Origin of the sequence: Paraburkholderia sp. BL17N1, assembly GCF_003634175.1 — a bacterium.
Taxonomy (GTDB): domain Bacteria; phylum Pseudomonadota; class Gammaproteobacteria; order Burkholderiales; family Burkholderiaceae; genus Paraburkholderia.
This window is the reverse complement of record NZ_RBIW01000002.1, coordinates 976,876-1,000,323: the sequence shown is the minus strand read 5'-3', so window position 1 is coordinate 1,000,323 and position 23,448 is coordinate 976,876. Positions and strand designations below refer to the sequence as shown.

25 protein-coding genes and 1 pseudogene are annotated in these 23,448 nt (G+C 60.0%); 20 read left to right on the top strand and 6 right to left on the bottom strand.

What is annotated here, in order from left to right; all coding sequences use genetic code 11:
• Nucleotides 1-246: 246 nt before the first annotated feature.
• The 4 genes from B0G82_RS24410 to B0G82_RS24395 all read left to right on the top strand — a co-directional run bounded on the left by B0G82_RS24410 (nucleotide 247) and on the right by B0G82_RS24395 (nucleotide 4,121).
• A complete protein-coding gene (locus B0G82_RS24410) occupies nucleotides 247-1,119 on the top strand; it encodes a CHASE2 domain-containing protein (RefSeq protein WP_121309315.1) in 873 nt (290 codons plus the stop codon).
• Nucleotides 1,031-2,020 carry a CHASE2 domain-containing protein gene (locus B0G82_RS24405; RefSeq protein ID WP_206751624.1) on the top strand — a complete coding sequence of 330 codons (990 nt, stop codon included), beginning with the start codon at nucleotides 1,031-1,033 and terminating at the stop codon, nucleotides 2,018-2,020. Before B0G82_RS24410 ends, B0G82_RS24405 begins: the two co-directional genes overlap by 89 nt.
• A 2-nt stretch (nucleotides 2,021-2,022) precedes the next feature.
• Complete coding sequence (locus tag B0G82_RS24400) at nucleotides 2,023-2,412, top strand: hypothetical protein (RefSeq protein WP_121309313.1); 390 nt, start codon at nucleotides 2,023-2,025, stop codon at nucleotides 2,410-2,412.
• Nucleotides 2,413-2,486: 74 nt separating this feature from the next.
• The gene (locus tag B0G82_RS24395; protein WP_241974822.1) at nucleotides 2,487-4,121 is read left to right on the top strand and encodes a M48 family metallopeptidase; all 1,635 of its coding nucleotides are present in this window, start codon (nucleotides 2,487-2,489) and stop codon (nucleotides 4,119-4,121) included.
• Between the two features lie 277 nt (nucleotides 4,122-4,398).
• Here B0G82_RS24395 and B0G82_RS40615 read toward each other — a convergent pair.
• Nucleotides 4,399-4,551 (bottom strand): annotated as a pseudogene (locus tag B0G82_RS40615) (LuxR family transcriptional regulator); the annotation flags it as partial.
• Nucleotides 4,552-4,655: 104 nt separating this feature from the next.
• On the opposite strand from B0G82_RS40615, the gene B0G82_RS24385 reads away from it, so the two are divergent.
• A complete protein-coding gene (locus tag B0G82_RS24385; RefSeq protein ID WP_147439571.1) occupies nucleotides 4,656-4,928 on the top strand; it encodes a hypothetical protein in 273 nt (90 codons plus the stop codon).
• Nucleotides 4,929-4,964: 36 nt separating this feature from the next.
• On the opposite strand, the gene B0G82_RS24380 is transcribed toward B0G82_RS24385, so the two are convergent.
• Nucleotides 4,965-5,549, bottom strand: coding sequence for a nuclear transport factor 2 family protein (locus B0G82_RS24380; protein WP_121309310.1), 585 nt, complete (start codon nucleotides 5,547-5,549; stop codon nucleotides 4,965-4,967).
• Nucleotides 5,550-5,664: 115 nt separating this feature from the next.
• Here B0G82_RS24380 and B0G82_RS24375 point away from each other — a divergent pair, with 115 nt between their 5' ends.
• Nucleotides 5,665-6,207 (top strand): MarR family winged helix-turn-helix transcriptional regulator, encoded by a 543-nt coding sequence (locus tag B0G82_RS24375; RefSeq protein ID WP_116146149.1) that lies wholly within the window; start codon nucleotides 5,665-5,667, stop codon nucleotides 6,205-6,207.
• Nucleotides 6,208-6,272: 65 nt separating this feature from the next.
• On the opposite strand, the gene B0G82_RS24370 is transcribed toward B0G82_RS24375, so the two are convergent.
• Complete coding sequence (locus B0G82_RS24370) at nucleotides 6,273-7,496, bottom strand: IscS subfamily cysteine desulfurase (RefSeq protein WP_116146147.1); 1,224 nt, start codon at nucleotides 7,494-7,496, stop codon at nucleotides 6,273-6,275.
• A 276-nt stretch (nucleotides 7,497-7,772) separates the two neighbouring features.
• On the opposite strand from B0G82_RS24370, the gene B0G82_RS24365 reads away from it, so the two are divergent.
• From B0G82_RS24365 to B0G82_RS24315, 11 genes are all read left to right on the top strand, one after another.
• Nucleotides 7,773-8,303 (top strand): flavin reductase family protein, encoded by a 531-nt coding sequence (locus B0G82_RS24365; protein ID WP_121309309.1) that lies wholly within the window; start codon nucleotides 7,773-7,775, stop codon nucleotides 8,301-8,303.
• Nucleotides 8,304-8,335: 32 nt separating this feature from the next.
• The gene (locus B0G82_RS24360) at nucleotides 8,336-9,814 is read left to right on the top strand and encodes a 4-hydroxyphenylacetate 3-hydroxylase N-terminal domain-containing protein (RefSeq protein WP_121309308.1); all 1,479 of its coding nucleotides are present in this window, start codon (nucleotides 8,336-8,338) and stop codon (nucleotides 9,812-9,814) included.
• 40 nt (nucleotides 9,815-9,854) lie between these two features.
• Complete coding sequence (locus B0G82_RS24355) at nucleotides 9,855-10,241, top strand: cupin (protein ID WP_121309307.1); 387 nt, start codon at nucleotides 9,855-9,857, stop codon at nucleotides 10,239-10,241.
• Nucleotides 10,242-10,243: 2 nt separating this feature from the next.
• Entirely contained in the window at nucleotides 10,244-11,587 is a 1,344-nt protein-coding gene (locus B0G82_RS24350; protein WP_121309306.1) for an amidase, read from the top strand.
• Nucleotides 11,588-11,647: 60 nt separating this feature from the next.
• Nucleotides 11,648-12,883, top strand: coding sequence for an ABC transporter substrate-binding protein (locus B0G82_RS24345; RefSeq protein WP_121309305.1), 1,236 nt, complete (start codon nucleotides 11,648-11,650; stop codon nucleotides 12,881-12,883).
• A gap of 55 nt (nucleotides 12,884-12,938) precedes the next feature.
• Nucleotides 12,939-13,628, top strand: coding sequence for a DUF2848 domain-containing protein (locus B0G82_RS24340; protein WP_116146137.1), 690 nt, complete (start codon nucleotides 12,939-12,941; stop codon nucleotides 13,626-13,628).
• 49 nt (nucleotides 13,629-13,677) lie between these two features.
• Nucleotides 13,678-14,448 (top strand): ABC transporter ATP-binding protein, encoded by a 771-nt coding sequence (locus B0G82_RS24335; RefSeq protein WP_116146136.1) that lies wholly within the window; start codon nucleotides 13,678-13,680, stop codon nucleotides 14,446-14,448.
• Nucleotides 14,429-15,199: an ABC transporter ATP-binding protein gene (locus B0G82_RS24330; protein ID WP_121309304.1), complete on the top strand. Its 771-nt coding sequence runs from the start codon at nucleotides 14,429-14,431 to the stop codon at nucleotides 15,197-15,199. Before B0G82_RS24335 ends, B0G82_RS24330 begins: the two co-directional genes overlap by 20 nt.
• 14 nt (nucleotides 15,200-15,213) lie before the next feature.
• Complete coding sequence (locus tag B0G82_RS24325; RefSeq protein ID WP_121310814.1) at nucleotides 15,214-16,098, top strand: branched-chain amino acid ABC transporter permease; 885 nt, start codon at nucleotides 15,214-15,216, stop codon at nucleotides 16,096-16,098.
• Between the two features lie 8 nt (nucleotides 16,099-16,106).
• Nucleotides 16,107-17,153 (top strand): branched-chain amino acid ABC transporter permease, encoded by a 1,047-nt coding sequence (locus tag B0G82_RS24320; protein ID WP_121309303.1) that lies wholly within the window; start codon nucleotides 16,107-16,109, stop codon nucleotides 17,151-17,153.
• Nucleotides 17,154-17,338: 185 nt separating this feature from the next.
• Complete coding sequence (locus B0G82_RS24315) at nucleotides 17,339-17,599, top strand: hypothetical protein (RefSeq protein ID WP_121309302.1); 261 nt, start codon at nucleotides 17,339-17,341, stop codon at nucleotides 17,597-17,599.
• Between the two features lie 18 nt (nucleotides 17,600-17,617).
• Here the strand turns inward: B0G82_RS24315 and B0G82_RS24310 are convergent, their stop codons facing one another.
• The 3 genes from B0G82_RS24310 to B0G82_RS39820 all read right to left on the bottom strand — a co-directional run bounded on the left by B0G82_RS24310 (nucleotide 17,618) and on the right by B0G82_RS39820 (nucleotide 20,078).
• On the bottom strand, nucleotides 17,618-18,955 hold the full coding sequence (locus B0G82_RS24310) for a HAMP domain-containing sensor histidine kinase (protein ID WP_121310813.1): 1,338 nt from the start codon (nucleotides 18,953-18,955) through the stop codon (nucleotides 17,618-17,620).
• Nucleotides 18,956-19,063: 108 nt separating this feature from the next.
• Nucleotides 19,064-19,798, bottom strand: a complete 735-nt coding sequence (locus B0G82_RS24305) for a TetR/AcrR family transcriptional regulator (RefSeq protein ID WP_121309301.1) — start codon at nucleotides 19,796-19,798, stop codon at nucleotides 19,064-19,066.
• A gap of 124 nt (nucleotides 19,799-19,922) precedes the next feature.
• On the bottom strand, nucleotides 19,923-20,078 hold the full coding sequence (locus B0G82_RS39820) for a hypothetical protein (protein ID WP_158608191.1): 156 nt from the start codon (nucleotides 20,076-20,078) through the stop codon (nucleotides 19,923-19,925).
• 233 nt (nucleotides 20,079-20,311) lie between these two features.
• On the opposite strand from B0G82_RS39820, the gene B0G82_RS24300 reads away from it, so the two are divergent.
• The 3 genes from B0G82_RS24300 (at nucleotide 20,312) to B0G82_RS24290 (ending at nucleotide 23,392) form a co-directional block, all read left to right on the top strand.
• Nucleotides 20,312-20,518, top strand: coding sequence for a hypothetical protein (locus B0G82_RS24300; RefSeq protein WP_106278507.1), 207 nt, complete (start codon nucleotides 20,312-20,314; stop codon nucleotides 20,516-20,518).
• Between the two features lie 319 nt (nucleotides 20,519-20,837).
• Entirely contained in the window at nucleotides 20,838-22,349 is a 1,512-nt protein-coding gene (locus B0G82_RS24295; RefSeq protein WP_116146127.1) for a sugar ABC transporter ATP-binding protein, read from the top strand.
• Between the two features lie 17 nt (nucleotides 22,350-22,366).
• The gene (locus B0G82_RS24290; RefSeq protein WP_106278503.1) at nucleotides 22,367-23,392 is read left to right on the top strand and encodes an ABC transporter permease; all 1,026 of its coding nucleotides are present in this window, start codon (nucleotides 22,367-22,369) and stop codon (nucleotides 23,390-23,392) included.
• Nucleotides 23,393-23,448: the final 56 nt, after the last annotated feature.

Below are 23,448 nucleotides of genomic sequence, written 5' to 3'. Positions count from 1 at the left end.
CTAACTATCGGCCGATGTGCCGGCGCTGACCCTGCCAGCGCGGGACAAAAGCAGTGGCAGAATCTTAGTCATCCAGACGAAAAAATCAAGGTTGCGGTCCGCGAACGACTTTATTCATACGTAAGGTGTTCACGCCCCGGACGCTTCGCCTCGCGTTTACCCGACGAAAATTAAGCTAACGTAAAGATAGAGGATTTTCTAGACTCCTTTCTGTTGTTTCGTTCCTCTGACATTTCAGGCCGGACAATGGCGAAGCAGAAAGAAGAACAGGGGCATAAAGATGCGAAGCACGAAGACGGCGGCCTTCGGCATTTGTTCGGCCGGGCTGCTCTATCGGTAGTGCTGGGTATTGTGCTTGCTTTTCTGCTGCCCACACGGTTTGGCGAGGAAATGGGTGCGCAGACGATGGCGCGCTATGCGGCGCCGTTCTCAGGCTATCTGTTTGACCGCGCACGAGCGAAGGTGGTCGATAACAACCGGGTCGATTGGTACAGCAAGAGCATCACGGTACTCGTAATCGATGCCGAGGTTCTCCGTGCTTGCAAAGAAGGCTGGCCGGCTCATTATTCTTTTTACAGCTGGCTTCTGCAATATCTCAACAGGTTTCCGCCGAAGGGTGTGTTCATCGACGTGATTCTTTCCCAGTCCAAGGGGCAGGATGCCGCGAAACGCAAAAAAGCCAAGGAACTCAAGGATCCAGAGGAACCCGAATGTCGCGATGAAACCGTTGATACTGGTCCGATCGGGACATTGGACGAGTCCGACTTCGACCACTTCAAAAACGCGCTCATGCGCCTGACATCGCAGAATAATGTACCGGTGTTTCTGGCTGCTCGGCGAACGATCGAAAACACGCTCGTCACCAACCCGGATCTCGACAGCGATGACGACTTGAAGAAACTAAAACGTGTTGGCATTGAGTTCTCTGCCCATTCGGTCGACCGGCTGGCATGGACTTATCCACTCGTATATCCCAAGGACGAACGGCCTGGCAAAAAAAAAACCGAGCCCCGAGCAAACCGCGCACAGTGTGCCGGAGCAACCCGGCACTTCGGAAGGCGACTGTCCACGGAGCGCCGCCTTCTCGATTTTCAAGGAGTTGTACCACGGAACACTTGATGTGCCGTGCACCGAGGCTGCATTCATGTCGGTCACATGGCCGCTCGACACGGCGGCATACGGCTTGCATTGGCACGAGTCCATGGACGGGGAGCGGGAAGAGCGTCACGGGATTTGGCCGCGAGTGGATTCCAGGGACGGCGACGAGGACATGTACTGCACTTCGAACGAGAGTCAGATCAAACTCTTGTGGCGGGCGGAGGCACGTGCGTTCTTACGTCCATTGAGCCGGCCGCTCTGCGTGCACTATCGGACTATTCACGCGAGCCAGTTACCAAAGCATATGGGTGACGGACCGAACGTTGCGACACCGAACGATCTGGAACTCAGCGACGCTGAACTCAACGACGCGTTCCGGGGCCGCTTCGTGATGATTGGCACGTCGTTCGCCTATTCCAATGACCTCGTGCTCTCCCCTCTTCAGGACCGTATTCCTGGCGTGTTTCTGCATGCCGCCGCGCTCGACAATCTCTTGAGCTATCCCAACGATCTGGAAAAGCTCGAAGCCTGGGAACTCAAACTCAAAATGCCCCTCAGCCGGTGGGGCAAGATTCTCACGCTTGGCGGCGCCGGTTTCATCGGGTTCTTCGTCATTGTGAGCATCAAGAAGAAAGTCAGGAAGGTATTTGCGGAGTTTCATCACGAGCGCACGCATTGGAGAAAGCGATTCCATCCGCACTGGTGGATCGCGAAGTCGATCACGGCCGGTTTCAATATCGCATTGCTTGTGATCAGCCTGGCTGTGCTCGTGTCATTCGGCGTGGCGATGATCCTGTTCGGCGCCTGGATGCATATTCCATTTCTCGTCGTGGCGCATATCCTCGCCTGCGCTATTGCAGTCGAATCGCTCGAGTGGAGCGAACATCTGTTCAACTGGATCACCGACAGCAAGGAGAAGTGATCATGCAAAAAGTTCGAGATGCCCGGCAGCGGGTCAGGCGCGCCTTGCTGGCTGCAACGGCGGCCGTAGCGTTCGCTGCGACGGCAGGTGGCTACGTTTTTGCTCAAACACCGACTTATGTCGATGCGCTGAAACCTGGCGCAGCGGTGAAGCTTTACAGTGCACCAGACACCAAGAGCAGTTCGGTGGACGCAGACGCCAAATCACTACCGCTTCCCATAGCGGGCGCGTCCCAAAAGGGCTTCTATCCCGTGAAGATCGGCCAGACGACATATTGGGCAGACGGCATGGCTGTGAAGATCGTTCGCAACGTGCAGGCCCGCTGTAGCCAATCTGCTGGCGTCCAGGCCGCCGGCACGCTGGGCGCTGCCGCCAACCGGTGTGGTAACTGATCATGCGCACCGGACGCCGATACTTTTGTGGTGCATGCGCAAGCCTTCTGCTTGGAGCGTGCGCGGACGTCAAAATGCCGGGCGGCTTGTCGAACCTGGGCATTGGCGGCGGTTCCGCGAAAGGACCGACGCTCGACACCGTCGGATCTCTTCCGCCGCCACCCGCTCGCGATTGGCCCGACATCAGGCTAGATCTGATGAACGCGCGCGCCGACGGCTGGGGCCTCGTGCCGATGCCCGAAATGGAAGCGTACCTGAACGGCCTGCTCGCCACGATCAAGAAAACCGCGGGTACGCCAAACTATCCGGGCTCAGTGCATATCATCTCGGAGAATGGACTCAACGCAAACTCGAGTCCTGGCGGGAACATTTTTGTGTCCGTGGGCTGGCTGCAATCGGCCGAATCGGAAGATGAGATATTTGCGATCCTCTCTCATGAGTTCGGCCATATCTACCTCAATCATCACGCGATCTTCGACGCGCGCACGGCCGGCGATACGTCGCTTGCCATTGTGTCGCTCGCCTGGACGGTGACGAACAAATCACCGACGTCCAGTTCATGGAGCGGCGTGGACAATATCGCGGTAGTGCAGACGCTCGGCACGCGGGTGCTATTTCCCGCCTGGCAACGCAGCGTGGAGGAGCAGGCGGATCGGTTCGGCGCGACGATCAGCTTGCGTTGCGGCTACTCGTATGTCGACGGTTTCAAGGCTTTCTTCGAGCGCGTCATAGCATACGATCAGGATGCCAAAATACGACGTCAGAAGCTGCATGAAAAGCAGCTGCAGGCAGGGCGGGAGAAGGCGGGTCAACAGGCTGCGGCGCAGGCCCGCGCCCAGCCGGTCGCGCCGGTTGTCGGCGGTGGCGCAGCACAAACGGTGAACCAGCTCAGCAGCATCGGCGAGTTGCGTGACGCGGTCTCGCAGTACACTTCCGCGCGTGCGGGGGCGCAGGCGAGCGTTGCGGAAAATCTCTTCGACGCGCGCGCGGTGATCGACGACCAGATCTCGGCCCAACTCGAAACGCTGCACGACGATCACGGCGATCCGGCCGCTCGCGAAGATAACCTGACCGAACTCGTGCGCCCGATGCTCGGAGACAAGCGGCCCGAGCCGCGCATCGAGCCGTGGAACGCCGCTCGAAAGCGCGGCTCGACCGCGCTAATTCTGGCTCACTATAAAGCCATCTCCGAGATGCAGGATCTGCAGGCAGCAGGTAACTACTCGCAGGCGCTGCAGGTAGCGACAACGGTCGCATCCGGTCCCACAGCGGACCATGCCTACCCCGTGTTTCTCCTGTCGAACCTGATGACGTTATCACGGTCTGCGCCGTCTGATACGCAGACGCTGGTGCTGCGGCGCAATCTCAATTCGCGTGACCGCTCATGGGCGGTACAGACTAATCTTGCCAATCGCATAGGGCAGAAAGACCCGAAGCAAGGCGAAGCGTTTTTGCTGCAACAGTTCGAGTACTTCGGCAGGACGTCGGTAACCTGGCCGAGCGTGGTCTCGTGGTATCGCGAACACGGAGATATCAACCACGCCAAGCAGTTGGCTACCACATGCTGGACAGAGCATCCGGAAATGCGTGCGGCCTGCGTCGCCGCTTCGCAGGCTCCGGCGCAAAACAAGAGCGACGGTCAGGCAGGCGGGTTCAGTAAGGCTTTCGACAAGGTGCTCGATCAGGCGAAGGGGTTGTTGCCGAAGTAATGGATCGGGTGACCGTGTGTCGAGGTGAACGCGGCAATCACCAATGAAGTGCATTACCCGGCGGCCAATGTGCGCGCACGCAAGTGCGCTCACCTGACCGTCGACCGTCTCTCCCTCTCAGTTTCCCGAGACCAACTTGAGTCCGATGACCATATGGTCGACAAGAAATTTCTGCCCGTGGCGCATCGGCATTCAATATCCGTGGATGCGGACGCGAGTGCTTTAATTGACAAGCTCCACAGCTTTCACGTGTCGATGTACCCAAGTGGCTATAGCATCAATCTTCGGCTAGCGCCCAGTCAAACAGATCGCGCTTCGTGCGAATGCCCAGCTTTGCGAACGCTCGTCTTGCATATGACTCCGCGGTGGAGAGCTTGACGTCCAGGTGGCTCGCACCGTTCGGAATAGTCTTTCCAGCGAGCAGCAATTTGCCAACTGAGTCCAGCCGGTACAGGTGTGGTCGTACCGCGCGAAGACGGCTGGTTATTGCACACTAACCATTTCCTCGATCGCGCGCTCAGTGCGGGCGAGCGCATGGACGAGAATTCTCCAACTCGATTGCGCTTCGAGCATCTTCAGCGGGTTGTGCCGCAGATGATCAGCGATAATCTGGCCGTTCGTGCGGACACCATGTGCGGGGTCGACGGCGACGCGTCGCCGGTTTGCTCTCACCCGGACATGACGCCGGCTGATATTCAGCGTTGGGAAACCTTACTCACTGTCGGGATCGACACTGCAAGCCGCGCTCTCGAATACGCGGCCGCGAATCCGTACGGCCTCTCCCAAAGCGGCCTCGTGCATTTCTAGTCCGGGTACAACCTGTCGCCGGACAGAAGGACATACTTAATCGAAGGCGGCGGGTTGCCCGAACGGCAGGGCAAATGCAGCGTCCGAATGCATGGTGATAAAGTGCGCCAGCCTGTCTTGTAGCTCAATAGGCGGAAGCCACGGATAAAGCAAGGCGCCTTGCAGTGCGCTCAACTTCTCCGCATGCGGGTCGGGCACGGCATCCATTCGTTCAATGTGAATATGCAGTTGGACGACCAGATCCTTGCCGCCCGTTTCGCTACCGAAGCGCCACCGGTACATTCCTTTCCCGATCCGAAGCGACCCGGTCTCCTTCTGCCGCATGACAACAAGCCACGGCATCGAACAGGCTCGACCTTCATCCACCTGTGGCTTTGTGCACACGTAGTAGGTTCGGCACCTGTCGAAGCGTTCGCCGAAGTCGGCCACCAGCGTCGTGGCGATCGCGGGCGCGCCGTTTACGCGACGGGGAAAATCGATGTCGCGCGTTGCAATTGAAAAGGTCAATTCAGCGTCGGGCGAGAAGCATTCGGATATCAACTCCGGGCGATTCAGGTCCTTCGCACGAAGGTAGCATTCAAGAAGTGACCGAACGGACGAAGTTGGAATGGCGGTGTTCATGTATGAGCCTCAGAACGGGAGCGAGAGGGGCGGCTGCGGCGGGGCGTTCTAACCTTTGAAGTATAATTACCTTTCAAAGGTAAAAGCGCGTACGGCACCCAGGAGTGAAGATGTTATGGCAAAGAATCATGAGGAGGTTGTTCTGACAGTAACAAACCCGGCCTGTCTGGTCGACGGCTCGGACGCGGAGTTTCGGCATCTGGTCAACGGATTGCTGCCGTTTGCGGCGCGCTTACTGTCGGTTCGGGATGGGTTCGGCACGCTGATCGGCCTCACGGGAATTCAGTATTCGTTGCTGATCGCCATTGCCCAGCTCTCGCACGACGATGTCGTCACGGTTAACCAGTTGGCCGACCACCTGCATTTGAGCGGAGCGTTCATTACCATCGAAACCGGCAAACTCAAGAAACTGGGCTTGATCGACAAACGGTCTCATCCCGAAGACAAACGGAAGATGCGGCTGACTGTCACCGCAGCGGGTTCCAGGTTGCTGAAAGAGCTTGCCACGAAACAGCAGCATATCAATGACGTGCTGTTCGAAGGCGTGACCAAAACCGAGTTCAAGGTGCTGTGTTCGGTGGTGGATCGGCTGGTCGCCAATGGCGATCGCGCCACGCTCGATCTTTCTCACCTGATCGCGCGACAGGAAAAACGCTGACGATTCGCGCACCGCTACCTGCCACGAAAGAGCGAATCGGCGCCGTGACCTTTCGCGCAGCCCGCTCAGTGGGCGGCCCATTGAATCGTGCTCAGATCGATCCCTTCGAGATGCATGTCCCAGAGCGGACTCAGCGCGCGCAGCTTCGTCACGGTGTTCTGAACCTGCAGAATCACCTGGTCGATTTCTTCCTCCGTGGTGAACCGTCCCAGCGTGAAGCGGATCGAACTGTGCGCCAGCTCGTCGCTGCGGCCGAGCGCCCGCAAGACATACGACGGCTCCAGCGAAGCCGACGTACAGGCTGATCCCGACGAGACCGCGACTCCCTTTATGCCCATGATCAAGGATTCGCCTTCCACGAAATTGAAGCTGACATTCAGGTTGTGCGCAATACGGTGCGTCATGTCGCCGTTGACGTAGACCTCTTTCATCTCTGTCAAACCTGCCAGCAGCCGGTTGCGTAAAGCCTCGACGCGGCGGCTCTCGGACACCATCTCTTCCTTTGCGATTCGAAATGCTTCACCCATGCCGACAATCTGATGGGCAGGTAGCGTTCCGGAGCGCATTCCCCGTTCATGTCCGCCGCCATGCATCTGTGCTTCGATCCGAATGCGCGGCTTGCGGCGCACATACAGGGCACCCACGCCTTTCGGGCCGTACACCTTATGAGCCGTCACGGTCAGAAGGTCCACGTTCAGCGCGTTCACATCGATGGCAATCTTCCCCGCGGCCTGCACAGCATCGCAATGAAACACGATGCCTTTCGCGCGGCACATGGCGCCGATGTCGGCAATGGGCTGCACGACGCCGGTTTCATTGTTGACCATCATGACGGACACGAGAACCGTGTCGGGTCGTATTGCATTTTCTAGCGCGCCCAGATCCAGCAGACCATCCTGCTGAACGTCCAGATAGGTCACTTCGAAGCCCTGTCGCTCCAACTCGCGGCACGTGTCCAGTACCGCTTTGTGCTCGGTTTTCACCGTGACGATGTGCCGGCCCTTTCCCTTGTAGAAGTTGGCCGCGCCTTTGATCGCCAGATTGTTGCCTTCGGTCGCGCCGGAGGTCCAGACGATCTCTCGCGCGTCGGCCCCGAGCAACTCGGCAACCTGTGTGCGAGCCGTTTCTACTGCGTCGTCCGCTTCCCACCCGTAACTGTGGCTGCGCGATGCAGGGTTGCCGAAGCTCTCGTTCAGGAACGGAAGCATGGCTGCGACGACTCTCGGATCGACCGGAGTCGTTGCGCTGTAGTCCATGTAAATCGGGCGGGATGACTGCTTGGTTTGCATTGTTTCTATTCCATAAGGCCCGGTCGATTCGTATCGGGTGAATGCCGGCAGATGCAGCGAACGGAGTGTAGCGCGGAGTCGAGCGACTCCTGACCAACATCCATCCAGCGAGTAGGGTCGTCGTTTCCATGCCATCTTCAAATCGGGGTTTACGATAGCTTGATTAGCTTTATTAAACAGCATGTAATAAAAGCTAAGCAACAAAGCTAATAAACAACGCTTTGTATGATGAATTCTAGTATCGCCCGGTCGGCGGTGCACTGGAAGGAGGCCGAGATGAGTGAAAGCACCATGACGTCCGATGACAAGGTGGACACGCAACGCCAGTTTCGAACGGCATTGTCGATGTTCGCGACTGGGGTGGCCGTGATCACGGCGCCTAGAAACAATGCGCCGCCCATCGGTATCACCGTGGCGTCGTTCAATTCCGTTTCGCTCGATCCGCCCTTGATTCTGTTTTCCGTCGACCGGCGAAACCTGAGCTTGCCCGACCTGAGTGCGGTCGGAACCTACGCGGTGAACGTGCTCGAAGAAGCCCAGCAGGATCTGTCGAATCGATTCGCGAAGGCGAACAGCGACAAATGGCGAGGCATGCCGGGCGTTTCGGAAAAACGCGCTGAGGCGGTTCTGCTGCCCGACTCGCTGGCCACTTTCGAATGCGAACCCTATGCGCAGTACGACGGGGGAGACCACGTCATCTTCGTCGGACGCGTCAGGAAATATCAAACCCGGTCGGAAGGTCGGCCGCTCGTCTTCTTCGGTGGCCGATACCACACGCTCAACGGTGCGCACCAGCCTTGCGCCTGAGCGCATAGCCGCCCCAATTTCTGGAGAACATCATGATCAAGAACGGCACTCAACATATTGCGTCGCTGCGCGACGGTCGGCAGGTCTACATCAACGGCCAGGCCGTCGGCGATGTGACGGCACATCCCGCGTTTCGCAATTCCATTCGCAGCTACGCGAATCTGTACGATTTCCAGGCTCGCCCGGAGAACGTTGAAAAGATGACCTTCGCGTCGCCGGATACCGGGCGTCGCATCAGTAAGATCTGGCAACTGCCGACTTCGTACGACGAACTGGTCGAGCGTCGCTCCGCGCTCGAAGCGTGGACGGAACTCCACTATGGCTTCATGGGCCGTTCACCCGATCACGTCGCATCGTGTATCTCGGGCATGTATATGGGCATCGACGTGTTCGAGCAGTACGATCCGGCGCGTGCCGGCGCCTTGCGGGATTACTACAAATACGCACGCGACAACGATCTCTTTCTCACCTATGTGATCGTCAATCCGCAGGCCAATCAGGCCAAGGCGGCGCACGAGCAGGAAGACAAGTATCTGGCGGTCGGCATCGTCGATCAGGACGCGGAAGGCGTCACCGTGCGCGGCGCGAAGATGCTCGCCACCAGCGGCATCATGGCAAACGAGGTTTTCTGCAGTTGCATCCAGCCGCTGCGCCCAGGCGACGAGATGTATGCGTTGTCGTTCGCCATACCCATGAACGCCAAGGGTATGAAGGTGATGTCGCGCAAATCGTACGAAGAGAACTCGCCCTCGGTTTTCGACAACCCTCTGTCGAGCCGATACGACGAAAACGACGCAGTGCTGTACTTCGACGACGTCAAGGTGCCGTGGGAGCGCATCTTCGTGGCCGGCGACGTGGCGATGTGCGCGAAGCAATTCCACGCGACACCCGCGCACAGCTATCAGAACTACCAATGCCAGGTACGCCTGATGGTCAAGTTGCGCTTTCTGGTCGGTGTGGCGCTGAAAATCACGGAAATCAATGGGACTAACAGCTTCCCGCAAGTCCGCGAAACGTTGGGCCAACTCGCTTCTGAAGCGTCGATGGTGGAGGCGTGGGTCTACGGGATGGAAGCGAAAGGCCAGGTGGAGAAGGGCTATTTCGTGCCCGACCGCAACATGCTTTACGGCTCGCAGGTGGTGACGCAGCAACTGTATTCGAAGGTGCTCAATACGCTGCGCGAACTCGCGGGCGGCGGAATGATCATGTTGCCGTCGAGCATTCGCGACTTCGAAAATCCGGACCTCCTGCGCATCATCGAGAAAACTCAGAAATCGCCGGTCTGCAGCCCCGAGGAACGCGTCAAATTCTTCAAGCTCGCGTGGGACGCCGTCGGTTCCGAGTTTGCCTCGCGTCACAACCAATACGAATTGTTCTATGCGGGGGCGTCGTTCGTGACGAAGGGCCACGCATTCCGCACGTACGACTGGCCGCGCGCGACGGGCCTTGTCGACGATCTGTTGTCGACCTATTCGCTCGGCGCCGAACTCGCGACGCTACAGGCCGCCTGATTTCACATTGCATCGATTCCAACTCACACAGGAGAGCAGCATGGCAATCAACAAACTTCATGACGAGTTCCGCACGCTGGAAATGCAGCGGGGCTGGCAATTGCCTGAAGGCTACGATCCCGCGTCTGGCGCGCAGGAACTGATTCTTTCCGGTTCGCTGGATACGGACAACAAGAAAGGCAGCCGCACGCGTTTGCTGCGCTTGCCTGCCGGACTCTTTACGAAGAAACCGTTCGTGCACGACTACTGGGAAGAAGTGTTTCTGGTGGAAGGCGATCTTACGGTCGGCAACGATGAAGCCGGTCAGGGTGGCACACCGTTCAAGGGCTACACCTATGCGGTGCGTCCGCCCGGCGCCTACCACGGTCCGTTCAAGTCGGAAAAGGGCTGCGTGCTGCTCGAGATTCACTACTTCGATCCGGCCTGATCATGTTGCCCGCCATCGACGCCCTGCTTATTCGGCTCGGCAATAGCCATCTCGACGCACAGGCCCTGCTCGCCTCGTGCGTCGAGAACATCGAGGCCGATGCGGATGAGGGCCGGAGGGTCTTCCCGCATGGCATCAGTCCCGCAGCGGTCACGCAGGCGATGACTAGCGATGCGCTGCGTCGACACGGCATTGCAGGCCCGCTCGCGGGAATCCCGATCTCGGTCAAGGACTTGTTCGACGTGCAAGGCGAGATCACCCGGGCGGGGTCGCGCATTCTGCCCGAGCAGGCAGCCGTGCGCGATGCCGTCGCGATTGGCCGGTTGCGGACGGCCGGCGCCGTATTCGTGGGCCGTACCAACATGACGGAGTTCGCGTACTCGGGTCTGGGCATCAATCCGCACTACGGCACGCCGGCGAATCCGTTTGATCGCGAGGCGGCGCGCATTCCAGGCGGGTCTTCGTCCGGAGCGGCAGTGTCAGTGGCGCACGGCATGGCGGCGGCCGCAATCGGCTCGGACACCGGCGGCTCGTGCCGGATTCCCGCGGCCTTGTGTGGCGTGACCGGTTTCAAACCCACCGCTTCGCGTATCTCGCTGGATGGCGCGGTGCCGTTGTCTTCCAGTTACGATTCGGTCGGGTCGCTGGCGCCGAGCGTCGCGTGTTGTGCATTGATCGATTCGGTCATGGCAGGTGACGCGGACGCGCCGACGCCGCTTGCCTCGGTGCGTGGCTTGCGGCTCGCCGTGCCGACGAAGCTGGTACTCGACGACATGGACACACACGTGGCCAGCGCCTTTGAGCACACGCTCTCCAGACTGACCGCAGCCGGCGCGATTCTGCGAGAAGTGGAATTCGACAGCTGGAACGCACTCGCCGAGTTGACGCAGCACGGCGGTCTTGTGGCAGCGGAGGCGTGGGCGTGGCACGTCAACATGATCTGCAGCCAGGCGAATCAGTATGACCCGCGGGTTCTGTCCCGCATCCGTTTCGGCAGCCAGCAAAGCACAGCCGAATATCTCCGCACCAAAACGCGCCGTTCGCTGCTGTGCAAGCAGGCTGACGTCGAATTGCAGCCGTTCGACGCCGTGGTGTGTCCAACGGTGCCCACTATCGCGCCGCGCATCGCGGATCTCGCCGACGAGCGTGTCTACACGTCCGCAAACCGGCTGCTGCTGCGCAATCCGTCAATCGCCAACATGCTAGATCTGTGCGCCTTGTCGATTCCCTGTCACGAGGTGGGCCGCGCGCCCGTCGGCGTGATGTTGATGGGGCGGCATATGAGCGACCGACGCCTGCTTGCGGTCGGCGCAGGTGTCGAGGCAATTCTGCGTCAAACCGGCTGACAACGCGCACGGGGTCAGCCGTCCGGCACCACGCTCGCTATCCATATCAAGGAGAAGTCCATGTTCAAACGTCTCGCGCTTACTGCCGTGCCAGCCGCGGCCATGCTATGCGCCGCTCTATCGCATGCCGCCGAACCGGCCATGACCAATGGTGGGGTAGTGAAAATCGGTGTGCTCACCGATATGTCTTCCATCTTCTCCGACATCGGCGGAAAGGGTTCGGTGGTTGCTGCGCAGATGGCGGCGGAGGATTTCGGCGGAAAGGTCAATGGCGTCCCCATCAAAGTGATCAGCGCCGATCATCAGAACAAGACCGATGTGGCCGCCACTGTCGCGCGAGACTGGTTCGATAACCAGCACGTGGATACGGTCGAGGACTTGTTGCCGTCATCTGTCGCGCTGGCGGTGTCGAACGTGGCGAAGGAAAAGCATCGGATCGCCATTGCGAGCGGCGCCGGGACCACGCGTCTCAGCAATGAAGACTGCTCGCCGTACACGATTCAATACTCGTACGACACGTATGCATTCACCACGAGTCTCGTGAAGTCGATGGCGCGCAGCGGCGACAACACATGGTTCTTTCTGACCGTCGACTATGCGCTCGGCGCGTCGCTGGAAAAGGATGCGACTGCCGCGCTGACCGCATCTGGCGGCAAAGTGGTGGGCAAGGCAAAGCATCCGATCAACTCGTCGGATCTGTCGTCTTATCTGTTGCAGGCTCAGGCATCGAAAGCAAAAGTGATCGGCCTCGCCAACGCGGGCAGCGACACCGTGAACGCGATCAAGACGGCCCGCGAATTCGGTGTGATCGGGCAAGGCAAGCAAAAGATCGCGGGCCTGCAGTTGTTTATCAGCGACATCAACAGTCTTGGCCTGCGGGCGGCGCAGGGAATGATGCTGACCACGCCTTTCTACTGGGACCGCGACGACGCAAGCCGCGCCTGGTCGCAACGCTTCTTCGCGAGAACCGGGCGCATGCCGACGCTGGTCCAGGCGGGCGTCTATTCGTCGACGCTCCATTACCTGAAAGCCGTCCAGGCGAGTGGAACCGATGCGGCCGATACCGTCATTGCGCAAATGAAGAGGACCCCGGTCGACGATTTCTTCGCGAAGAACGGCACGATTCGCGCCGACGGCCTGATGGTTCACGACATGTATCTGGCCGAGGTCAAGAGCCCGCAACAGTCCAGGAAGCCGTGGGACTACTACACGATCAAACAGGTCATTCCGGCGCAGGAAGCGTTCGCGCCGCTCAGCGCGAGCCGCTGCACGCTCGTCACCGCGAAAGCCAACTGAATCGAATTGCGTGTGCCGAAGCATCGAACGGGCACACGCCTACAAGGAGTCTGTGATGAAAGCAATTTCGTTTGAGGTCGAAGACAGTCACGGTTCGTTCGAGCGAACCATTTCGATCGACACATTGGTTATCGCCGGCTGGACCGGTCGCGATACCGTCGCCATGGAAAACCACATTCGTGAGCTGGAAGAGTTGGGAGTCAAGCGCCCGGCTTATACGCCCGTCTTTTACCGCGTCGCGGCCGAACGCCTCGAACCGACACTGAAGATCCAGGCGACCGGCACGCAGAGCAGCGGCGAGGTGGAGTTCGTCCTGTTGAAAGACGCGGGCGAAACGTTCGTCGGTATCGCGTCCGACCACACCGATCGCGAAGTGGAGACCTACGGCATCACGGTATCGAAGCAGATGTGCGGCAAGCCGTGTTCACGCAAGCTCTGGCGCTTGAGCGAAGTCGCCGGCCATTGGGACGATCTGGTGCTGCGCTCCTACGCGACGATCGACGGCGAGCGTGTGCTCTATCAGCAGGGCAAGGTGACAGCCATGCGCGCACCACAGGATCTGCTCGACGAGTTTGCCCGCCGGGACGGCCGCTTCGTGGATGGCACGGCGATGCTCTGCGGCACGCTCGCCGCGTTCGGCGGCATCAGGCCGGCCGAGCGCTTCGACATCGAACTGGAAGATCCGATCCTGCGGCGCTCATTGACGCATAGCTATGCAATCGAGACGCTCCCCGTGGTCGGCTGAAACCCTCTTTTTTTACAACGCACGCGTCCAATGGACAAGGAGAGCGGGTATGGCACACACCGACCTGATTCTTGAAACCAGCAGCCTCACCAAGTCGTTCAACGGCTTTACGGCTGTCAACGCCGTCGATTTGTGTGTCCGGCGCGGCACGATCCACGCACTGATCGGGCCGAACGGCGCGGGCAAGACGACTTGCTTCAACCTGTTGACCAAGTTTCTGACGCCGACGTCCGGGCAGATTTTCTTCGACGGTAAGGAGATCACGAGCGCGGCGCCGGCCTCGATCGCACGACGCGGCGTGATTCGATCGTTTCAGATCTCCGCAGTGTTTCCGCATCTGAGTCCGGTTGAGAACGTGTGTGTTGGTTTGCAACGCGCGCTCGGCGTGTCGTTCCGTTTCTGGATGAGTAGCGCGGTGCTGGGCCGACTCAGGAAGCGCGCGCTTGAATTGCTCGATGAAGTGGGCCTGGCCGCATTCGCCGACGTTAAAGCCGCCGAACTTTCATACGGCCACAAGCGAGCGCTCGAAATTGCCACGACGCTCGCGATGGATCCGGTGCTGATGTTGCTCGACGAACCGACACAAGGCATGGGACACGAAGACGTGGACCGGGTCACGGCACTCATCAAAAAGGTCTCGGCGGGCCGAACGATTTTGATGGTGGAGCACAACATGAAAATCATTGCCAGCATCTCGGACGCGATCACTGTGCTCCAGCGTGGGGAGATTCTCGCGGAAGGCGCCTACGAAGTCGTCGCCGCCGACCCTCGCGTGCGGGAAGCCTACATGGGGACCGAAAATGGATCGCTTGAACACTGAACGCCTGGAGAGCCAGTCGTCGGCGGACAGTCAGCCAGCGCGTGCCGACGTTCTGAATATCAAGGGACTGCATGCGTGGTACGGGGAATCGCACATTCTGCACGGCGTCGAAATTCGCGCGGCACGCGGCGAGGTAGTCACGTTGCTGGGACGCAATGGTTCCGGCCGCAGCACGACGCTCAAGTCCGTCATGGGTTTGACCGACGCGCGTCGCGGGTCGATCTGCGTGAACGGCAGGGAAACGATCGGGATGCCACCGCAAGGCGTCGCGCGATTGGGAGTCGGTTACTGCCCGGAAGAGCGCGGTATTTTCGCCGGTTTGTCGTGCGAAGAAAACCTGCTGCTGCCGCCGCGGTTGCCGGTGTCGAACGCGACTGGCATGTCGCTTGAAGAAATCTACGAGATTTTTCCAAACCTCGCGGAACGCAGAGCGAGTCAGGGCACGCGCCTGTCGGGCGGCGAGCAGCAAATGCTGGCCATTGCGCGGATTCTGCGCACAGGCGCCAACCTGTTGCTACTCGACGAAATATCGGAGGGACTGGCGCCCGTAATCGTGCAGACGCTGGCGCGCGTCATCACGCTTCTCAAGTCGCGCGGCTTCACGGTGCTGCTGGTCGAGCAGAACTTCCGGTTTGCGGCGCCTCTCGCCGACCGCTTTTACGTGATGGAGCACGGGCAGATCGTCGAAACATTCGACGCAGCCCTTCTTCCCGAAAAGACGGGTGTGCTTCAGGAACTGCTCAACGTTTGAACAGGAACATCATCGTGGAACTCTTTGGTATTCCGCTTGCGGCGTTCTCCAGCCAACTGGTCCTCGGTCTCATGAACGGCTGCTTCTATGCTGTCTTGAGTTTGGGCTTGTCCCTCATTTTTGGGCTGCTGAACGTCATCAACTTCACGCACGGCGCGTTCTTCATGCTCGGGGCGCTTTTCGCATGGATAGGCACGAACTATCTGGGTCTCGGCTATTGGCCAATGCTGATCGCCGCGCCGTTCGTGGCGGGCGCGTTAGGGGCGCTCGTCGAGCGGACCATGCTGCGCCGGATCTACAAGCTCGATCATCTTTACGGACTGCTGCTCACATTGGGCCTGACGCTGATCATAGAAGGACTGTGCCGGTCCTTTTATGGCGCATCGGGCATGTCTTATTCCGCGCCCGAAGGGTTGATGCAACGCATGCAGTTGGGTTTCATGGTGCTGCCCGCGTATCGAGGATGGGTGGTGGTGGCGTCGTTGCTCGTGTGCGCCGGAGTCTGGTGGACGGTCGAGCGTACGAACCTCGGTGCGCTGCTCCGGGCGGCGACAGAGAACCCCAAGCTAGTCGCGGCATTCGGCGTCAACGTGCCTGCCATGGTTACGTTGACATACAGCGGCGGCGTGGCACTCGCCGCGCTGGCCGGCGTGCTCGCAGCACCCGTCATGCAGGTGTCGCCGCTGATGGGCCAGAGCGTGATCATCACCGTGTTTGCGATTGTTGTGATCGGCGGCATGGGGTCGATCGCGGGATCGGTCATTACCAGTCTGTGCCTTGGCCTGATTGAAGGGCTGACCAAGATGTTCTATCCGGAAGGGTCCGCGACGGTTGTATTCGTGATCATGGCGCTCGTGCTGCTCGTGCGCCCAAGCGGTCTGTTTGGCAATTCGAAGTGAGGCACATCATGCGAAATTGGATTGTAGGGGTTGTGGTGTTGGGCGGTTTGGCCGTCGCTCCGTGGCTGGGCGCCTATCCGGTGTTTTTGATGAAGCTGATGTGTTTCGCACTGTTCGCGTGCTCGCTGGATTTGCTGCTCGGTTATGTCGGCTTGCTGTCATTCGGGCACGCGGCGTTTTTTGGCGGGGCCGCTTTTATCGCGGGCAGCGCCATGCGGGACCACGGCTGGCCTCCGGAGGTGGCGTTGCTTCTCGGTACCGGTGTGGGCGCGGCGCTCGGGTTGATATTCGGGCTTTTCGCGATTCGCCGCAAAGGAATCTATTTTGCAATGGTGACGCTGGCCTTTGCGCAGATGCTGTTCTTTTTCTGCGTTCAGGCGCCGTTCACGGGTGGTGAAGACGGTTTGCAAGGCGTGCCGCGCGGGCGTCTGTTCGGTGTGCTTCCGCTCGATAACGATCTAACGCTGTATTTCGTGATTCTGTCGACCACGGCGGTCGTCTTTCTGTTTCTTGGCCGCGTCATTCATTCTCCGTTTGGAAGAATCCTCACGGCGCTGCGCGAGAACGAAGCGCGGACTATTTCGCTGGGTTACGACGTGGATCGTTTCAAGCTACTCGCGTTCGTACTATCAGCGGCAATAGCGGGGCTTGCCGGTGCGATGAAGACGCTGGTGCTGGGTTTCGCGACACTCTCGGATGTGCATTGGTCGCTATCCGGCACGGTCATTCTGATGACGTTGATCGGTGGCCTTGGAACGCGGCTGGGTCCGGTGGTTGGGGCGGTGATCGTCGTCGTGCTGGAATCCAGGTTGGCTGCGTTTGGCGGCTGGCTGGCCGACGTGACGCAAATTGCCTGGTTTCAAGGGTTGGGCGAGTCGGTCAGCGTGTTGACCGGCGTGATGTTCGTCGCCTGCGTGTTGCTGTTCAAACGCGGCATCGTCGGGGAATGCGCGCAATGGCTGGAGCGGCGCAGGCGCGTGCAAGCCCTCGGCGCCGCACGCCCGGCGCAGCACGACGCAGTGCGGACAGGGCTGGCCGAAGGGCAAGGCGGGTAATTCGAACTCCCTCATTCAGCGCTAATTCTGGGCGTGCAATATGTATTCGTGGCTGGCCGGGGTACTTCGTAAAGAACCGCCGTTCAATTGGGAACGGAGTCGCGAATAACCGGCCAACAACTTCGCGATAACGCGAGCTGTATTCCATACCCAGAATGAAGCGGGAATTTCGAAGGAGAAGGACCATGAACAAGTTTTTGCGTAACACACTGATCGCCGGCATGATCGCTTTGCCGACTGCGGCGTTCGCACAGCCCGCCGCGCCGATCGACGAAATGCAGGTCGAAACGGTGGCCTATGAAGTGATCGGTATCGATTCGCCGCAGATGTCGGCGCATACGGCTGCGGCTCTCGGCAGCAACGGCACGCATGCGAGTACAGCTCCCGCCGAATTGTTGCATCCCGGCTATGACGTAGGCCTGAAGTCGATTTACTTGCGTCACTAAAACCAGATATGAAACGCGTCAACCGGCACCATCCGGCTCGATCGGCAAACTGACCGTCGCAACGATGCCGGACTGCCCGTCATCGCGATTGCGCAGCGTTACCGTCCCGCCGTACCGCGTGACAATCGCTTTCACAATCGATAGCCCCAGCCCACTGCCTTCAATGTCCGTATTGGCGCGAAAGAACCGGTCGAACACGCGAGGCAGCAGGGTTTCGTCGATACCCAAGCCGGTGTCCTTCACTTCGACAGAGACCATGCCGTCGTGCACGCGGGTCGACAAATCGATCGTGCCGCCGTCGGGCGTATAGCGAACCGCATTGCTGACGAGGTTCTTGATCACCGTGCCGATGTCGAGTTCGATTGCGCGCACGTTGGCGCTGGCCATTTCGTTCGCGCCGATATCGATGCCACGCTGCATGGCAATCGGCAGCACGTCTGAAATAGCGTTGACGACGGCGGCCGCGACATCGACGCTGACCATGGACCGTGTCAGCGATTGACCGACCGGCGGCGCGTCCGCGCGCGCGAGCCGCAGCAACTGCGAAATCAGATTGCTGCTTCGGGTGATGCCGCCCTGGAGCGCGCGAAACCGTTCCTGATTGCTGGGCACAATGTCGCGTTGCAGATTATCGGCCTGCAATTGCAGCGCCGTGAGCGGCGTGCGCAACTCGTGCGCGGCGTCGGAAATGAATTTGCGTTCACTCTCGATAGAGCGGGCAAGCCGCTCTATCATCAGATTGATCGAGCGGATGAAGGGCAGCAATTCGGTGGGTACACGGGCGAGCGGCAGCGCCTGCAGATGGTTCACATCGATAACGCGGACTTCGTTGCCAAGCCGGTTCAGTTCCCGCAACGAATGATTCACGACGAGGATAACAGCGGCCCACACGAGCGGAATGAACACGACGATCGGCCAGAGCGTCTTCGTCGCGGCGGTCTCCTCGATCTCATGACGTACTGAGAGGCGTTGCGCGACCTGCACGGTCTGAGCGCCGCCGCGAGCCGTATAGATCCGCCACCGTTCGCCATTCACTACCGGCGACGTGAAGCCCGCGGCCGCATCGCGCGGCAGGAGCAGCGATGGCTCGGTGGTTCGCACCGGCTGCGTCTCGCCATCTTTCCAGATGACGATGAAAATATCGCGCGCGTCTTGCGATCCGCGCGCCGGCACCTTCGGAATCCCTTCGCCGAAGCCGATTCGCAAACGCGATGCGACCTGTTCCATGCGCAGGTCGAGCACCGCGCTCATGCCGGCCACGCAGAACTGGTAGGAACTGACGCCCTGCAGAATGGCGAACAGGCTCACCACGGCGCCAATTGCGATAACGAGCTGGTTGCGGAGCGATTTGAGCATGTCTGTGGGCGACAAGAGGAACGAGTGACCAAAACGCGAGAGCGTGCGCGCCATCATCGCATTAACGCCAGGGTGGGCGCTCCGGCATCGCGACGTGAGGCCGCCCGCTCATTTTCGGCCTTTGCCTGCGGGGTCGGCGGGAACGATCTGGACATGCTCGATCGCGGCTTCCACCAGATCTTCGGCGCTGCGTATACCGTCGGCGGATGCGGCCAGCGCATTCAGGCGTCCGTCGATGAGAAGCAAAGCCAGCCCGTGAACGTACGCCCACGCCGCGGTCATGGCAATGGCCTGAGCCGCAGTGATTCGGCCTGACGAGGATCTATCTTCCCCGGCGCGGTCGGTGGGCGCGCTGACTACGCCGGCCAGGGCGCGCGCGGACGCTAGCCGCGCCTGCACGAGGGCCGGGCGCGCCGCGTCGAGCATTTCGCTGCGCGACATGAGGTGCAGCAAATCTGGATTGGCGAGCGCAAAGCTCACGTAGCCGCGGGCGATGGCTTTGCGCCGCGCCTGGCCCGCTTCGATACCGTCTGCCTGCTCCGCCATCGTCGCGGCGAGCCGCCGGTGTCCGCTGGCGGCGAGTTCGCTAAACACACCGGCGGTGTCGCCGAAATGATGCTGGGGCGCCGTATGCGATACGCCGGTTTCACGCGCAATGGCGCGCAACGTCAAGCCGCGAATGCCGTCGCGCCGTAGCACGTTCTCCGCCGCTTCAAGCAGCGCATGGGGCAGCGCGCCGTGGTGATAGGGTTTCTCGCGTGACGCGTGGTCGGCTGAGGTTTTAGCGGGGGCTGCGGCTTTAGGTGAGGTCGACGTCTTGCGGCGTGACGTTGCTTCTTTCATGGTTACTGGTCGCGGGCAGTATTTTTACAATGAAAAGATATAGTGACCGGCTGATGCGGAAAAGTCAAAGACGAGCGAGCACATCACGCCGCGGGCCATGTTGTTCCAGTCGGGCAAGATAGAGTTACAGCGGTAAGATCCGGCCGGCATCGCGATGTTTGACGACATGCCGGTGTGTCTCGCCGGCCACGCCGACCAGCAGCAGAAAGATCGAACCGGTGGCCGCGGCACTCGCGCTCGCCATCGAGATATCTATGAGCCATTCAAGGAAGTCGGCCATGGGTCGTCTCCTTCGTTACCATGGCGATGATCGTATCGGGCTTGAATTAGTGGTGAATTAGCGCGGCTTCCGGCTAACGTATGCTTCGCGGCTGGCGGGCGCTACACCACGAGCCAGGCCGTGCGTCGCCAGACGGCCTGGACCATTGCCGGCCGACCTGGTAGCATCACGCGCAGAGACGCCGTGGCTAGTCGGCGGCCCTGCAACTCGCTGGACATCTGGATAGATTGGGTATGGAAAAGAAACGCTCGCGGATTCGCCGGGAAGCGCTGTGCCCGCCGATTGGCGCGCTGCTGCGCTATCAGGCGCGCATCGTACGCGTCGTGGCCGAAGCGCGCGGCCAACGCGCGATGATCGAATCGCTCGACACCACGGGCCGCACGTTTGTCAGCACCGTGAAATGGAACAGCCTGCGCGAACTCGGCGCCCAACTGTTCTGATAGCAAAGGCCGACGAATCGGCCTGAAATAAGCGGCAAATCAAATAGTGGGAAGCAGGCGTGCGGCGCGTTGGCCTCGTGATATTAGGGAATGCCTAAGCTTGAGCCGGCGGCGTCCAGCGTCGTAAAATCGTCGCACATCGATTTGAGGGCCCAGCAATGCGTCTGGCTTCTCGTTGCGATTTCAACCGCGCCTTGCACCGCCCGTCTTTGCAGTCCGATACCCGGCGGCGCCCGGCCCGGCGGCGTTCCATGCTGTTTCAATCCGCTCCTCGCAATGAGGCTGGCGGCGCTCGCGGATTTGTCGTTCGGTCCGCATCATGACCCCGCTCATTTCCGTCAAACGGCTCAACAAGCGCTTTCCTGGCGTGAGGGCGCTTCACGAAGTCCAGTTCGAACTCATGGCCGGCGAAGTCCATGCGCTAATGGGTGAGAACGGCGCCGGCAAGTCGACGTTGATGAAAATTCTCGCCGGCGTGTACACACGGGACACCGGTGAAATTCTCTATGACGGCCAGCCGGTCGATTTCCAGAGCCCGCGCGAGGCGCAGGCCGTGGGCGTCGGCATCATTCATCAGGAACTCCAGCTGATGAACCATCTGAGCGTCGCGCAGAACATGTTCATCGGCCGTGAGCCGCGTGGACGCCTCGGCCTGTTCCTCGACGAAGACAAGCTCAACGCACAAGCTCACGACATACTCGCCCGCATGCACGTGACTCTCGACCCGCGCGCGGTGGTCGGCACGCTCACTGTCGCGAGGCAGCAGATGGTCGAAATCGCCAAGGCCTTGTCGTTCGATTCGCGCGTGCTGATCATGGACGAACCGACTTCGGCGCTCAACGACGCCGAAATCGCCGAGCTGTTCCGCATCATTCGCGAGCTGAAGAACCGGGGCGTCGGAATCATCTATATCTCGCACAAGATGGATGAGCTGAAGCAGATTGCCGACCGCGTCACCGTGTTGCGCGACGGGGAATATGTGGCCACGGTCGCGGCGAAAGACACCACCGTGCAAGCGATCATCGGCATGATGGTCGGGCGAACCTTGACCGACGCCGCGCCTTCCCAGCACGTCCCCAACGAAGGCGAGGTCGCCCTCGAAGTCACCAGGCTGAATGCCGGCCCGCTGGTGAGAGACGTGAGTTTCGCGCTGCGCAAGGGCGAGATACTGGGTTTCGCGGGCTTGATGGGCGCCGGCCGCACCGAAGTCGCCCGCGCGGTGTTCGGCGCCGATCCGATCGAGTCGGGCGAGATCGTCGTGAAAGGCGTGAAGGCATCGATCAGGAATCCGAGCGATGCAGTGGCGCGCGGCATCGGCTATCTCTCGGAAGACCGCAAGCGTTTCGGCCTCGCTACCGGCATGAGTGTCGAATCGAACATCGTGATGTCCAACTTGCGCAAATTTCTGTCGCTGAATTTTTTCCTGCGCCGCGCGCAGATACGCAAGACCGCTGCCCATTTCATCAATCTGCTCGGCATTCGCACGCCTTCCGCGACGCAGGAAGTGCGGCTGCTGTCGGGCGGCAATCAACAGAAAATCGTCATTGCCAAATGGCTCGAGCGCGACTGCGACGTGCTCTTCTTCGACGAGCCGACGCGTGGCATCGACGTCGGCGCCAAAAGCGAAATCTACAAGCTGCTGCGCGCGCTCGCCGACCAGGGCAAGGCAATCATAATGATTTCGTCGGAACTGCCGGAGATCCTGCGCATGAGCGACCGCATCGTCGTGATGTGCGAGGGCCGCATTACCGGTGAACTTTCAGCGGCTGGGGCGACCCAGGAGCGCATCATGCAACTGGCGACGCAGCGCGAACCCCTAAACGCGGCGTGAGCCTCGAGAGGTCTTTCATGACATTGCCATCGGATGCATCGGCGCTGGGTAATAAAAAGACGTTTTCGGGCCTGAGAGCCCGCGTTTTCACGCCGACCGCTTTGCAAAAGCTGCTCGCCTTCGGGAGCCTGATTCTGCTGCTGGTGTTTTTCAGCTTCGCGTCTCCCGCGTTCATGCAGATGGACAACATGCTCGGGATTCTGCAGGCAACGGCGGTGAACGGCGTGCTGGCGATTGCCTGCACGTTCGTCATCATTACCGGAGGCATCGACTTGTCCGTGGGCACGCTGATGACCTTCACCGCGGTCATTTGCGGCGTGTTCCTGACCTACTGGCATCTGCCGATGTGGACCGGCGTGCTGGCCGCGATCGGCACCGGGGCGATCTGTGGGACCGTTTCGGGCACGCTCACGGCGAAAATGAAAATACCGCCGTTCATCGCCACGCTCGGCATGATGATGCTGCTGAAAGGGCTGTCGCTGGTTGTCTCGGCCGACAAGCCGATCTATTTTACCGACACCGAAAACTTCTACATGATCTCGCAGGATTCGCTGATCGGCGACCTGTTGCCGAGCCTGCCCGTGCCGAACGCGGTCCTGATTCTATTTTTCCTCGCGGTGCTGAGTTCGATCACGCTCAATCGCACGGCGCTTGGCCGGTATACCTTTGCGCTCGGCAGCAATGAAGAAGCCGTGCGTTTGTCCGGCGTGAATGTCGACAGGTGGAAGATCGCCATTTACGGCCTGAGCGGAGCGATTTGCGGCATTGCCGGACTATTGATCGCCTCGCGCCTGAATTCGGCGCAGCCGGCGCTAGGCCAGGGTTACGAACTGGAAGCGATCGCGGCCGTGGTGATCGGCGGGACGTCGCTGAGCGGCGGCGCGGGCACGATTCTCGGCACGATCATCGGCGCGTTCATCATGAGTGTGCTGACCAACGGTCTGCGCATCATGTCGGTCGCGCAGGAATGGCAGATCGTGGTGACCGGTCTCATCATCATTCTCGCCGTCTATGGCGATATTTTGCGGCGCAAGAAAAGCTGACGCGGCACGGGACCGGATAAGGAATGGAGCGCCATAAGCTCCCCAACGGCTGAAGT